The 12636-nt window shown below is 69.9% G+C and carries 10 protein-coding genes; 8 read left to right on the top strand and 2 right to left on the bottom strand.

Going from position 1 to position 12636, the window contains the following annotated elements; genetic code table 11:
* Nucleotides 1–39: 39 nt before the first annotated feature.
* The 7 genes from dapC to Taqua_RS03255 are packed head-to-tail and all read left to right on the top strand — an operon-like array spanning nt 40 to nt 8435.
* Nucleotides 40–1281, top strand: a complete 1242-nt coding sequence (gene dapC, locus Taqua_RS03285; RefSeq protein WP_144324691.1) for a succinyldiaminopimelate transaminase — start codon at nt 40–42, stop codon at nt 1279–1281.
* A gap of 33 nt (nt 1282–1314) precedes the next feature.
* Nucleotides 1315–2142, top strand: a complete 828-nt coding sequence (dapD, locus tag Taqua_RS03280; RefSeq protein ID WP_144324689.1) for a 2,3,4,5-tetrahydropyridine-2,6-dicarboxylate N-succinyltransferase — start codon at nt 1315–1317, stop codon at nt 2140–2142.
* A gap of 33 nt (nt 2143–2175) precedes the next feature.
* Nucleotides 2176–3330, top strand: coding sequence for a PilT/PilU family type 4a pilus ATPase (locus Taqua_RS03275; protein ID WP_144324687.1), 1155 nt, complete (start codon nt 2176–2178; stop codon nt 3328–3330).
* A gap of 45 nt (nt 3331–3375) precedes the next feature.
* A complete protein-coding gene (dapE, locus tag Taqua_RS03270; RefSeq protein WP_144324685.1) occupies nt 3376–4542 on the top strand; it encodes a succinyl-diaminopimelate desuccinylase in 1167 nt (388 codons plus the stop codon).
* Complete coding sequence (gene prmB, locus Taqua_RS03265) at nt 4539–5471, top strand: 50S ribosomal protein L3 N(5)-glutamine methyltransferase (RefSeq protein ID WP_144324683.1); 933 nt, start codon at nt 4539–4541, stop codon at nt 5469–5471. Before dapE ends, prmB begins: the two co-directional genes overlap by 4 nt.
* Nucleotides 5468–7453 carry an ABC-F family ATP-binding cassette domain-containing protein gene (locus Taqua_RS03260; RefSeq protein WP_144324682.1) on the top strand — a complete coding sequence of 662 codons (1986 nt, stop codon included), beginning with the start codon at nt 5468–5470 and terminating at the stop codon, nt 7451–7453. The genes prmB and Taqua_RS03260 overlap by 4 nt, the downstream gene beginning before the upstream one ends.
* A 7-nt stretch (nt 7454–7460) precedes the next feature.
* Nucleotides 7461–8435 carry an RsmB/NOP family class I SAM-dependent RNA methyltransferase gene (locus Taqua_RS03255; protein ID WP_144324680.1) on the top strand — a complete coding sequence of 325 codons (975 nt, stop codon included), beginning with the start codon at nt 7461–7463 and terminating at the stop codon, nt 8433–8435.
* A 9-nt stretch (nt 8436–8444) separates the two neighbouring features.
* On the opposite strand, the gene Taqua_RS03250 is transcribed toward Taqua_RS03255, so the two are convergent.
* Complete coding sequence (locus tag Taqua_RS03250) at nt 8445–9677, bottom strand: MFS transporter (protein WP_246094601.1); 1233 nt, start codon at nt 9675–9677, stop codon at nt 8445–8447.
* Between the two features lie 71 nt (nt 9678–9748).
* Here Taqua_RS03250 and Taqua_RS03245 point away from each other — a divergent pair, with 71 nt between their 5' ends.
* Nucleotides 9749–10756 carry a D-2-hydroxyacid dehydrogenase family protein gene (locus tag Taqua_RS03245; protein WP_144324678.1) on the top strand — a complete coding sequence of 336 codons (1008 nt, stop codon included), beginning with the start codon at nt 9749–9751 and terminating at the stop codon, nt 10754–10756.
* 17 nt (nt 10757–10773) lie between these two features.
* Here Taqua_RS03245 and Taqua_RS03240 read toward each other — a convergent pair whose 3' ends face one another.
* Nucleotides 10774–12615: a hypothetical protein gene (locus Taqua_RS03240; protein WP_144324676.1), complete on the bottom strand. Its 1842-nt coding sequence runs from the start codon at nt 12613–12615 to the stop codon at nt 10774–10776.
* Between the last annotated feature and the right edge of the window lie 21 nt (nt 12616–12636).

Genomic DNA, 12636 nt, shown 5'->3' with positions numbered 1-12636 from the left:
GCGCTAGTGTACGGGCGCCAGCCGCTACCATTGCGCCCCATGGACTTTGCCGGCAACCCCCTGCTGCAGCGGCTGCAGCCCTACCCGTTCGAGCGCTTGCGCGCGCTGACCGCCGACATCACCCCTAACCCGGACTACACGCCGATCAACCTAGGCATCGGCGAGCCGCGCCACCCGACCCCGGCGGTGCTGACCCAGGCGTTGCACGTGGCCATCGACAGCCCGGCGGGCCTGGCCACCTACCCGGCCACCGCTGGCACGGCTGAGCTCAAAGCGGCGTGCGCGGCGTGGCTGCAACGACGCTACGGCGTGACGCTGGACCCAGCCACCCAGGTGTTGCCGACGCTGGGCTCGCGCGAGGCGCTGTTTGCCCTGGCGCAGGTGGTGGTGGACCCGCGTGCGTTTGCGCGCGGCACCGAGCCGGTGGTGGTGTGCCCCAACCCGTTTTACCAGATCTACGAGGGAGCAGCGCTGCTGGCGGGTGCACAGCCCTGGTACGCGCCCAGCAACCCGGCGCGCAACTTCGCCACCGATTGGGACAGCGTGCCCGAGTCGGTGTGGGCACGCACGCAGTTGGTGTACGCCTGTTCCCCGGGCAACCCCACTGGGGCGGTGATGCCGCTGGACGAATGGCGCCGATTGTTCGAGTTGAGCGACCGCTTCGGCTTTGTCATCGCCAGCGACGAGTGCTACAGCGAGATTTATTTCCGCGACGAGCCGCCGCTGGGGGCGCTGCAGGCGGCGGTGGCGCTGGGACGGCGGGATTTTCGGCGGCTGCTGATGCTGACCAGCCTGTCCAAACGCAGCAACGCGCCGGGGCTGCGCAGCGGCTTCGTGGCAGGCGACGCGGCCCTCGTGCGCGCCTTCACGCTGTACCGCACCTACCACGGCAGCGCGATGGGCGTGGCGGTGCAACAGGCCAGCGCCGCAGCCTGGGCCGACGAGGCGCACGTCGAGGCCAACCGTGCACTGTACCGCGCCAAGTTCGAGCGCGTGACGCCGCGGCTGGCCGAGGTGATGGACGTGCGCCTGCCCGACGCCGGGTTTTACCTGTGGGCCAAGGTGCCCGCGCGCTTTGGCGGCGTCGATGGTGGCGATGACACCGATTTCGCGCGGCTGTTGCTGGCCCAATACAATGTGACCGTTTTGCCTGGCAGCTTCCTGGCGCGCATGCACGCGGGTCACAACCCTGGCGCCGGCCGAGTACGCATGGCGCTGGTGGCCGGGCTGGACGAATGCCTGGAAGCCGCCGAGCGCATCGTGCGCTTCGTGCGCGCCTGATACCCCAACCACCCATCACGCCACGCACCCACCATGACGCAAGACGCACTGCAAGCCATCATCGAAAACGCCTGGGACAACCGCGCGCAGCTCTCGCCGGGCAACGCCCCGCACGAGGTGGTCGATGCGGTCGAGCACGTCATCGCCGAGCTCGACGCCGGGCGGCTGCGGGTGGCTACGCGCCATGGCGTCGGCCAGTGGACCGTGCACCAGTGGATCAAAAAAGCGGTGTTGCTGAGCTTTCGGCTGCGCGACAACGAGTTGATGCGCGCCGGTGACTTGGGCTTTTTCGACAAGGTGCCGACCAAATTTGGGCGCATGTCGCCGCAAGAGCTGGCCGCCACCGGCGTGCGCGTGGTGCCGCCGGCGGTGGCGCGCCGCGGCAGCTATATCGCCAAGGGGGCGATCCTGATGCCGTCGTACGTCAACATCGGCGCTTACGTTGACGAGGGCACGATGGTCGACACCTGGGCCACCGTGGGTTCGTGCGCCCAGGTGGGCAAAAACGTGCACCTGTCCGGCGGCGTCGGCCTGGGCGGCGTGCTGGAGCCGCTGCAAGCCAACCCCACGATCATCGAGGACAACTGCTTCATCGGCGCACGCTCCGAAATCGTCGAGGGCGTCATCGTCGAGGAAAACTCCGTCATCTCAATGGGCGTCTACATCGGCCAAAGCACCCCGATCTATGACCGCACCACCGGCGAAATCCTCTACGGGCGCGTGCCGGCCGGCTCGGTGGTCATCAGCGGCAGCCTGCCCAAAGAGGGCGGCAAGTACAGCCTGTACGCGGCCATCATCGTCAAGCGGGTCGACGCGCAAACGCGCGCCAAGACCAGCCTCAACGAACTGCTGCGGGATTGAGGCGGCCGCACCAGCGAACAGGACGACGCCACCATGGGCCCGATGGAACAACTGCTGCGGCTGATGGCCGACAAAAAGGCCTCTGACATCTATTTGTCGGCCTCGGCGCCCGCGCTCATCAAGATCAACGGCGTCACGATGCCGGTCAACGCCCAGCCGTTGCCGGCCGACGGACCGTACCGGCTGCTGGCCGAGGTCGTCAAGCCCGACCATTTGCAAGCGTTCGAGCGCACCGGCGAACTCAACATCGCCATCCCGATCGAAGGCGTGGGTCGCTTTCGTATCAGCGCGATGCGCCAGCGTGGCACCTGCGCGGTGGTGGTGCGCTTCATCAGCGGCCAGATTCCGAAGGTCAGCGAGCTGGGCATCCCTCCGGTGCTGACACAGATGATCATGGCCAAGCGCGGGCTGATGCTGGTCGTCGGCGCCACCGGGTCGGGCAAAAGCACGACGCTGGCGGCGCTGCTGGACCACCGCAACGAGCACACCACCGGACACATCCTGACGATCGAAGACCCGATCGAGTACCTGTTCAAGAATAAAAAGTCGGTGGTCAACCAGCGCGAAGTCGGCACCGACACCGAATCGTTGCAGGTGGCGCTGAAAAACGCCCTGCGCCAGGCACCGGACGTGATCCTGATCGGCGAAATCCGCGACCGCGAAACCATGTCGCAGGCGATCGCCTACGCCCAGTCGGGTCACCTGGTGCTGGCCACGCTGCACGCCAACAACAGCTACCAGGCGCTCAACCGCATCCTCAACTTCTATCCCGTCGAGGTGCGGCCGACGATGCTCAACGACCTGGCCTCGTCGCTCAAAGCCATCGTGTCGCAGCGGCTGCTGCGCGCGGTGGACGGTGGGCGCGTGCCGGCCGTGGAAGTGATGGTCAACACACGGCTGATCAGCGAGCTGATCGAAAAGGCCGACTTCTTTGGCGTGCGTGAGGCGCTGGAAAAATCGATGGCCGAAGAGTCCCAGACGTTCGAGGCCGATTTGGCGCGGCTGATCCTGGCCGACCGCATCACACGCGAAGAGGGGCTGGCCTACGCCGACTCGCCGACCAACCTGCTGTGGCGGCTGCAAAACGACGACCGTGCGCGCGCCTTGGCCCAAACTGCGGCGACCCCCACCGAGCCTGGCAAGGGAGCTGGGCCGTCGTTCGAAGGCTTTTTGCCCCCCAACCCCTGAGCGCACGCGCCACCGTTGGCCGTGCCACCGTGTTGCCCAGCCACCATGTCTGACACCCTGCGCCTGGCCGAAGCCCTGATTCGTTGTCCTTCCGTCACCCCGCACGACGCTGGCTGCCAAGCGCTGATCGCCGCGCGTTTGCAGGCGCTGGGGTTTGGGTGCGAAACCATCGTCAGTGGCCCGGAGGATTTTCGCGTCACCAACCTGTGGGCGCTGCGCCCGGGCGCCACGCCGGATGCCCCGGTGTTGGTGTTTGCGGGCCACACCGATGTCGTCCCCACCGGCCCACTGGAGCGCTGGAGCAGCGACCCCTTCACCCCCACGGTGCGCGACGGCAAGCTGTACGGCCGTGGCGCGGCCGACATGAAAGGATCGCTGGCGGCGATGGTGGTGACCTGCGAGCGGCTGCTGGCGCAGCACCCCAACCCGCCGTTGGCGCTGGGTTTTTTGCTCACCAGCGACGAAGAAGGACCGGCGCGTGACGGCACCGTCGTCGTGTGCGACGCACTGCGCCAGCGCGGCCAGCGGCTGGACATGTGCATCGTGGGCGAGCCCACCAGCGTGCAGCGCACCGGCGACATGATCAAAAACGGCCGCCGCGGCACGATGAGCGGTCGCCTGACGGTCCATGGCATCCAGGGCCACATCGCCTACCCGCACCTGGCGCGCAACCCCATCCACTTGCTGGCGCCCGCGCTGGCCGAGCTGGTGGCCACGCGCTGGGACGACGGCAACGACCACTTCCCCCCCACCACCTGGCAGGTTAGCAACATCCACGGCGGCACTGGAGCCACCAACGTCATCCCTGGCACCGTGGTGGTGGACTTCAACTTCCGCTTCAGCACCGAATCCACCCCCGCGGGCCTGCAAGCCCGCGTGCACGAGGTGCTGGCGCGCCACGGCCTGCGCGCCGGTGACGACTACAGCCTCGAATGGACCGTGGGAGGGCTGCCTTTCCTGACCCCCGCAGGTCCCCTGGTGGACGCCGTGCGCGACGCCATCGCCGACGTCACCGGGCTGGCCACCGAACTGTCCACCAGCGGCGGCACCAGCGACGGGCGCTTCATCGCACAGATTTGCCCGCAGGTCGTCGAGCTTGGGCCTCCCAACGCCAGCATCCACAAAATCGACGAGCACGTGGCGCTGGACGACCTGGAGACGTTGACCGCGGTCTACCTGCGCGTGCTGCAACGGCTGGTGGGGCTGGCATGAGCGACGGCATCACCCTTGCGGCGCTGTTGCAGCAGGCCGAAGCTCGCCTGCAGGCCGCCGGCGTCAGCTTCGGCCACGGCACCACCTGCGCGCGCGACGAAGCCGCCTGGCTGGTGCTGTGGCGGTTGGGCCTGCCGCTGGACCTCGACCTCGATGCGCACGGCCAACACCCCGTCACACCCACACAGGCCGCGGCGGTGGCGGCGCTGATCGACGAGCGCATCCGCACCCGCAAGCCGGCCGCCTACCTCACCGGCGAAGCGTGGCTGCAGGGCGTGCCTTTCGATGTGGACGAGCGCGTCATCGTGCCGCGCAGCCTGTTGGCCGAACTGATCGCCGCCGCCCCGCAAGCCGATGCGCTGGACCCGTGGTTGTCGCCCGACACACTGCGGGTGCTGGATATGTGCACCGGCAACGGATCGTTGGCGGTGCTGGCCGCGATGGCGTGGCCCGACGTCACCCTGGACGCCAGCGACATCAGCACCGACGCGCTCAGCGTCGCAGCCCGCAACGTCGAGCGCCATGGGCTGCAGCACCGCATCCGCCTGCTGCACGCCGATGGCTGGCAAGGGATCGATGGCCGCTACGACCTGATCCTGTGCAACCCGCCTTACGTCAACCGTGCCAGCATGGCCGCCCTGCCCCCCGAGTACCGCGCCGAGCCGGCGCTGGCGCTGGACGGCGGCGACGACGGCTTGGACTTCGTGCGCCATCTGTTGGCGCACGCCGCGCAGCACATGACCGAGCACGGCGTGCTGGTGCTGGAAATTGGGCACGAGCGCGCACACTTCGAAGCCGCCTTCCCCGCGCTGCCGGTGCACTGGCTGCACACCAGCGCCGGGCCCGACGCCGTGCTGCTCGTCACCCACGTGGCGCTCACCCTGGCGCAACCGCAGCTGCCTGCGGATCCACGGTCCAGCACGCCATGATCACGTTGCGCAACGTCACGCTGCGCCGCGGCGCCAAGGTGGTGCTCGACGGCGTCGATTTGACCCTGCACGCGGGCGACAAGGTTGGCCTGGTTGGGCGCAACGGCTCGGGCAAGTCCAGCTTGTTGGCGTTGCTGCGCGGAGAGCTGCACGAGGACGCCGGTCAGGTCGAGCTGCCGCGGCAGTGGCGCGTGGCCCACGTCGCGCAGGAGATCCCCGACAGCGATCTGGCCGCGACCGACTTCGTGCTCGCGGGCGACACCCGGTTGGCCGAAGCGCAGGCCCAGCTCGCCCAGGCGGAGGCCCGTGGCGACGGTGAAGCCATCGCGCTGGCGCACGCTGCGCTGGCCGACGCTGGCGCGCACGACGCGCGTGCACGCGCCCAGGCGCTGCTGCTGGGGTTGGGCTTTGCCATGCCGGAGCTGCAGCGCCCGGTCAACCATTTTTCGGGTGGCTGGCGCATGCGGCTGCAGCTGGCGCGGGCCTTGATGTGCCCGGCCGACCTGTTGCTGCTGGACGAGCCGACCAACCACCTGGACCTGGACGCGTTGGTGTGGCTGGAGGGCTGGCTGCAGCGCTTTGCCGGCACGTTGCTCGTCATCAGCCACGACCGCGAATTCCTCGACGCCGTCACGCGCATCACGCTGCACCTGGAACACGCACGCCTGCAACGCTACGGCGGCAACTACAGCCACTTCGAGGCCCAGCGGGCGCAGCAGCTGCAGCAGCAGCAAGCTGCGTGGCTGCGCCAGCAAGAGCGCATCGCGCAGCTGCAGCGCTTTGTCGATCGCTTTCGCGCCAAAGCCACCAAGGCGCGCCAGGCGCAAAGCCGGCTCAAGGCCTTGGCGCGCATGGAGCGCGTGGCGCCGGTGCTGACCGCCGGCGAGCTCGCGTTCGAATTCGCCGATCCTGGGCAGATGCCCAACCCGATGCTGACGCTGCACGACGTCACCGTCGGTTACCTTGACGCCGCAGGCACCAGCCGCCCGATCGTCGAGGGCATCCGTTGCAGCGTCCTGCCCGGGCAACGCATCGGCATCCTGGGCGCCAACGGGCAGGGCAAATCCACGCTGGTCAAGACGCTGGTCGGGGTGCTGCCGCCGCTGGCGGGGCGGGTGCAGGTGGGCCGAGGTTTGCGCATCGGCTACTTTGCCCAGCACGAGCTCGACGTGCTGCGCGCCGACGAGACCCCACTGCAACACCTGCAGCGCCTGGCACGTGACACCGAGGCCGCCGGTGCCTTGTTCAACGGCCAAAGCACACGCGAGCAGGACCTGCGCACGTTTTTGGGCAGCCTGCAGTTCGACGGCGATGCCGCGCTGCAGCCCGTGGGGACGATGAGCGGTGGCGAGCGGGCGCGCCTGGCGTTGGCCCTGCTGATCTGGCAGCGTCCCCACCTGCTGCTGGATGAACCGACCAACCACCTCGACCTCAGCACGCGCGAGGCCTTGGCGCTGGCGCTGACCGGCTTTGACGGCACGGTGCTGCTGGTCAGCCACGACCGGGCGCTGCTGCGCTCGGTGTGCGACACCTTTTGGCTCGTCGGCGGCGGCCGGCTGCAACCGTTCGACGGCGACTTGGACGACTACCAGCGCTACTTGCTGGAGCAGGCCCGACAGCGTCGCGAAGCGCTGGCATCCCCCGCCGCGGCCTCGGCCAATCCTGCGACGCCCTCACCCACCCCGCAGCAGCGCCGACGTGAGCAGGCCCAGCGCCGCCAGCACGTGGCCAACCAGCTGCGGCCCTACCAGCGCGAGCACGCGGCCCTGGAAGCGCGGCTCGACGCCCTCAGCGCCGAACAGGACGCGCTGCTGGCGCAGTTGGGTGCTGCCAGCGACGCCGCGACCCGGGCCGAAGCCGGGCGGCGACTGAAAGCCGTGCAGGCCGAGCTGGCCGAAGTCGAACAACGCTGGCTGACGGTGGCCGAGGCGATCGAGGCGCTGCAACGCCAGGCCGCCGCCGACGCGGCTGCCCTACCCTGACCCTGCGATGGCCGACCCGCGTCCCACGCCCCTCGACGCACTGCCGCCCCTGCCGACGGCTTTTGCCGAATTGCTCGACGCCTTGTTGCCTGCGGCGTGGCGCCACACCGTGCAGGCCAGCTACACCGCGCCCAAAACGGTGGTGTGGCGCCTCAACCCCCTGCGTGGCCACGACCCCGACCAGGTGCTTCAAGCCCTGGCCCCGCTGGCACCGCGGCCGATCGACGCCGCGCTCGGGGTGTACGAGGTCGAGCCCCACTGGCGCAGCGCGTTGACCCACCACCCACTCGTCGAGCAGGGCGTGGTCTACATCCAGGGGCTGGCCAGCATGGCGGCGGTGTGGGCGTTGCAACCCCAGCCGGGTGAGGAGGTGCTGGACCTGGCCGCCGCGCCCGGAGGCAAAACAGCGCTGATGGCGGCGCTGATGGGCAACCAGGGTCGCATCGCGGCGGTGGAGCCGGTGCGGGCGCGCTTTCACCGCATGCGGGCCAACCTGCTGCGGCTGGGTGTGCGCTGCGCCCAGCCGTACCTGAAGGACGGCACGGTGGTGGGGCGGCTGGTGCCGCAGCGCTTCGCACGCGTGCTGCTGGATGCGCCGTGCTCGTCGCAGGCGCAGTTCACGCGGCTCGACCCCACGTCGTGGCACCATTGGAGCCCGCGCAAGGTGCGCGCCAGCGCCGCGCTGCAAGCGCGCCTGATCCACTCCGCGGCCGAGGCGCTGCGCCCCGGCGGGGTGTTGGTGTACAGCACCTGCTCGCTGTCGCCCGAGGAAAACGAATGCGTCGTCGACGGGCTGCTGCGAGCACGCGACGACATGACGTTGGAGCCGCTGCCGTGGCCGGTCGAGTTGCCGGCGCTGCCCGGACTGACGGCTTGGCACGGCCAAACCTTGCACCCCGACCTGTCACTGGCGCGACGTATCTTGCCCACGCGGCGCACCGACGCCTTCTTCATCGCCCGGCTGCGCAAGCGCGGCGCTTGACGGCCCCCATCAGCCCACACGGGTGCGTTGCCCCACGGCCAGCGCCGCCACCACCGCCAACAGCAGTGTGACCGCGCCGCCGGCCAACGTGGCCGCGTACCAGCCGTGGTCCATCAGCACCCCAAACACCAGCGGCGCCACGGCAAACCCCGTGTCCAGGCCGGAGTACACCGTGCCGTAGACGCGCCCCGTGGCGCCCTTGGGCGTGGCGCGACGGATCAGCAAGTCGCGGCTCGGGCCACCGATGCCCACCGCCAACCCCGTCACGGCCAACGCGGCCATCGACCCTGCTCCACCCAGCCAACCCGTGGCGGCCAGCAGCATCAGCAGGGCACCCGCGGCCATGGTCAGGGCCACCACGCGATCCACGGCCGCCGCACGCGCCGCCACCCAGCCGCCCAAGGCCATGCCCACCGCGCCGGCCAGCATGTACGCCGTCACGGTCAGCGTGGCCGTCGGCAGCGGCACCGCGTGCACGGCTTGCAGGATCGGCACCGCGTAGGTCTGCACCACCGCCAGCGTCATCGTCGACAGCAGAAAAAAGCCAAAGCACCACCACACCACCGGCAAGCGTAAAAACGCCAGGTCGTCGGCCACCCGGTGCTCGGCGCCGCGGCGCACCACCTCGGTGCGCAGGTGGTCGCGCTGCCACCACAGCACGCCCAGCACCACCAGGTACAGCACCGCCGCGGCCCAGTACGCGTGGCGCCATTGATCCAGCGTCGCCACCCCGACCAAAAACGCCGGCGCCAGCGCCCAACCCAGGTTGCCGGTGAGGCCGTGCACGCTGTAGGCGTAGCCCAGCCGGGACGGGGATACGCGCTGGTTCAGAATCGAGAAATCGACCGGGTGAAACGGCGCGTTGCCCACCCCAGCCAACACCGCCGCCAGCAGCAGCCCCGCGTACCCTTGGGCTTGGGCCGCCGCCAAGGCCGATCCGAGAAAACACACGATGGCCGCGAACAGCACCGGTCGTGCCCCGACCCGATCCACGACGAAACCGGACAGCGCCTGCCCCACGCCCGAGATGACGAAAAACACGCTCGTCAGCACCCCGACTTCGGCGTAGCTCAGACCAAACTCGCACATGAAGATGGGAAACAGCGGCGCCAGCAGCAGGTGCGAAAAATGCGACGTCGCGTGCGCCAGCCCGACGAGCGCCATCACGGTGGCGTCCCGTCCCCAAGGCACGGGCGCGGCGGCGCCGGGAACGGCGGCCGCGGAGGTGGTGGTCGTACTCATGGGGTTGGATGCTACGCCATCGGACGCTGGCGTGTCGGCACCGTGGCAACAACGGGCACAATAGCCGGGCCATGAACATCGTGATCCTCGACGATTACCAAGACGCCGTGCGCAAGCTGGCGTGCGCGCGCAAGCTCGAGCCCTACCCGGCCAAGGTCTACACCAACAACGTCAAGGGGGTCGGGCAACTGGCCGTGCGCTTGCGCGACGCCGACATCGTCGTGCTGATCCGCGAACGCACCCACATCACACGCGCGCTGTTGGAAAAACTGCCGCGCCTGAAATTGATCGCGCAAACCGGCGGCGTCGGGGCGCACATCGACGTGCAGGCCTGCACCGAGCACGGCGTCGCGGTGGCCGAGGGGGTGGGCGATCCCGTGGCCCCGGCCGAGCTGACGTGGGCCTTGATCATGGCCGCGATGCGCCGCATCCCGCAGTATGTCAGCCACCTCAAGCATGGGGCGTGGCAACAGTCAGGCCTCAAAGCCGCCTCGATGCCGCCCAACTTTGGTCTGGGCCAGGTGCTGCGTGGGCGCACGCTGGGCATCTGGGGCTATGGCCGCATCGGGCGCCTGGTGGCCGGGTACGGACGTGCATTTGGCATGCGGGTGCTGGTGTGGGGCAGCGAAGCCAGCCGCGCGCAGGCCCGTGCCGACGGGTGCGAGCCGGTGGACGACAAGGACAGCCTGTTCACGCACAGCGACGTGCTCAGCCTGCACCTGCGGCTCAGCGACGCCACTCGCGGCTGCGTGCGGTTGGACGATTTGTCGCGCATGAAACCAACCGCCTTGCTGGTCAACACGGCGCGCGCCGAGCTGATCCAGCCCGACGCGCTGGTGGCGGCCCTCAACCGAGGCCGGCCCGGCATGGCGGCGGTGGATGTCTTCGAGAGTGAGCCGATTTTGCAGGGGCACGCACTGCTGCGTCTGGAAAACTGCGTGTGCACCCCGCATATTGGCTTTGTCGAGCTGGACAGCTACGAGAAATACTTTTCCGCCGCGTTCGACAACGTGGTCAACTACATCAAGGGTACCCCAACCAACATCGTCAACCCGGGGGCACTGCACGTGCGGCGCTGAGGCCGCACCGCAGCCGCTCACCCAGACCGTTGGTCATCGGGCGGGTTGCTGGCGCCGGGCGGTTGCCAGCCGCTGAAATCGAAGTCGATGACGTGGTCGTCGTCGGCCGCCGGGGCAGTGCCCTCGGTCAGCGGCAGCAGGGGCAGCAAGTCCAGCATGCCGTGCAGCGTGATCAGGTCGTCGAACGCCGCCACCGTGCGCACCTGCAACGGGCTGCCCGGGTCACCCGGCTGGGACGCCAACGCGGTTTCGATCAGGCGCCGGGCCTCGACCCCAGGCCAATGCGCTTGCAACGCTTGCAGCAGCGCGCCGTCGTCCAGCAACGTCGCGCGCCCGTCATCGGGCGCCAGCAGGCGATGGAAATGCTGCTCGTAGGTGACCTGGGCCAGGCGTACGTCCAGGCCGCCCAGCTTGGCGATGTGCCACCAGCGCAGGTACGGCGCCTCGCTGGCCCGTGGGTGGGCCAGCACGAAACTGCGCAGCGCCGCCACCGCGTCGGCGGCCTGCCCGAGGTCTTCGAAAAACGCCACCCGCTCCCACAGCTCGTGCAACGCCGCGAAGTCCAGCGGTGCCACCGCGGGGGTTTCCGGCGGTTCGCCATCGCTGGGTTCCAGGTCCGCACCGCCGCCGCTTGGCCGCGCGGTATCGGTGGCCAGCGGGTCTGCGTTGGCGTCGGTGTTTCCGAACACGCTGACATCCTCGCCCCCGAGGACGACGGACTCGTCCGCCACGGGTTCGGCGGGCATCGGCGCGGGCGTGTCGTGCCCACCGGTGGGGGTGGAGGCGGGCGGCATGGGCGTCGGCGGCGTCGCCCCAGCAGGCGTGGCCGGCGCGGCCCACCACGGCACGGCCGCCAGCGTCGTGCGGCGGCGCCACGCCCAACCCAGCACGCCCAGCAACAGGCCCACCGCCCCCGCCACGGCTGGCCATAGCCACGCAGGCCAGCGCTCTTCGCGCGCCGCAGCAAGCTCCCGGTTCAGACCTTCCACAGCCGCCAGCAAACGCTGTTGCTCCTGGCGCAAGCGCTCCAGCTCCTGCTGCACGGCAGGGGGCACCGACGCCGGTTCGGCCGCTGGCGTGGCGGCCGCCACGCCGGTTGCCGGCACCCCGCCCTCAGCCGAGGCCCCGGGCGTCGCGGGCCCGACGGCGGGCTGGGGCGCCACCTCAACGGGGTCGAGCTTGAGCCGTGGTCCGGACGGTGCGGCGGGCGGCTCGGCCGCCGCACGCACACCGCCCGACGCCTGTGGACGAGGCGCGGCGGCGGACACCGGCGGGGTTTTGCTGGCCAATCGGGTCACCCCCGCCGGCCGCACGGCGGGCGGCGTCAAGCGCACGGGCGTCTCCGGCTCGGCCGTGGCCGACACGCTGCCGGTCGCCGGCCAGGCTGGCACAGCGGTCGCACGCGTGGGCGCTGCCGGCGCGGTGGGGCCAGCGGCGGCTACCGGAGCTGCGACCACCGGCGCCGCCGCCGGCCGCAAGGGCTCCAAGTCCGCCAGCAGCGTGTAGCTGCGCACCAGTGCCCCTTGGCACCCCACGCGCACGTCCACGCTGACGAACGGCTCGTTGACCGGCGCCCGTGCGCGCACCCGCAGCCCGCTGCCGCGGGGGTCATCGCGCACCACGGTGACGGCGACCTCGCTGGCCGGCAGCGTCGTGTCACCGTAGCGCACCGTGGCCTGCGCGCACAGCGCCGTCGCGTCCTCGGCGTTGACGCTGCTTTGCACCACAATATCCAGCGGACGCCCGATGATCACCGCCCCCCCTACCCCACCCAGCGACTGCGCCGCTACGCCTGCGGCCAGCGGCAGCAAGGCAGCGGCTGTCAGGCTGGCCCGGGTGCGGTTATGCTTGATGCCCATTGCGTTGATCTTCAGCGGACT

The organism is Tepidimonas aquatica (genome assembly GCF_007556585.1).
Classification (GTDB): Bacteria; Pseudomonadota; Gammaproteobacteria; order Burkholderiales; family Burkholderiaceae_C; genus Tepidimonas; species Tepidimonas aquatica.
The sequence above is the reverse complement of the archived record's forward strand: the minus strand, read 5'-3'. Positions and strand labels throughout refer to the sequence as shown.

Coding starts and splice junctions, on each gene's coding strand:
- dapC (WP_144324691.1), top strand. CDS start 40: ATGGACTTTGCCGGCAACCCCCTGCTGCAGCGGCTGCAGCCCTACCCG.
- dapD (WP_144324689.1), top strand. CDS start 1,315: ATGACGCAAGACGCACTGCAAGCCATCATCGAAAACGCCTGGGACAAC.
- Taqua_RS03275 (WP_144324687.1), top strand. CDS start 2,176: ATGGGCCCGATGGAACAACTGCTGCGGCTGATGGCCGACAAAAAGGCC.
- dapE (WP_144324685.1), top strand. CDS start 3,376: ATGTCTGACACCCTGCGCCTGGCCGAAGCCCTGATTCGTTGTCCTTCC.
- prmB (WP_144324683.1), top strand. CDS start 4,539: ATGAGCGACGGCATCACCCTTGCGGCGCTGTTGCAGCAGGCCGAAGCT.
- Taqua_RS03260 (WP_144324682.1), top strand. CDS start 5,468: ATGATCACGTTGCGCAACGTCACGCTGCGCCGCGGCGCCAAGGTGGTG.
- Taqua_RS03255 (WP_144324680.1), top strand. CDS start 7,461: ATGGCCGACCCGCGTCCCACGCCCCTCGACGCACTGCCGCCCCTGCCG.
- Taqua_RS03250 (WP_246094601.1), bottom strand. CDS start 9,677: ATGAGTACGACCACCACCTCCGCGGCCGCCGTTCCCGGCGCCGCCGCG.
- Taqua_RS03245 (WP_144324678.1), top strand. CDS start 9,749: ATGAACATCGTGATCCTCGACGATTACCAAGACGCCGTGCGCAAGCTG.
- Taqua_RS03240 (WP_144324676.1), bottom strand. CDS start 12,615: ATGGGCATCAAGCATAACCGCACCCGGGCCAGCCTGACAGCCGCTGCC.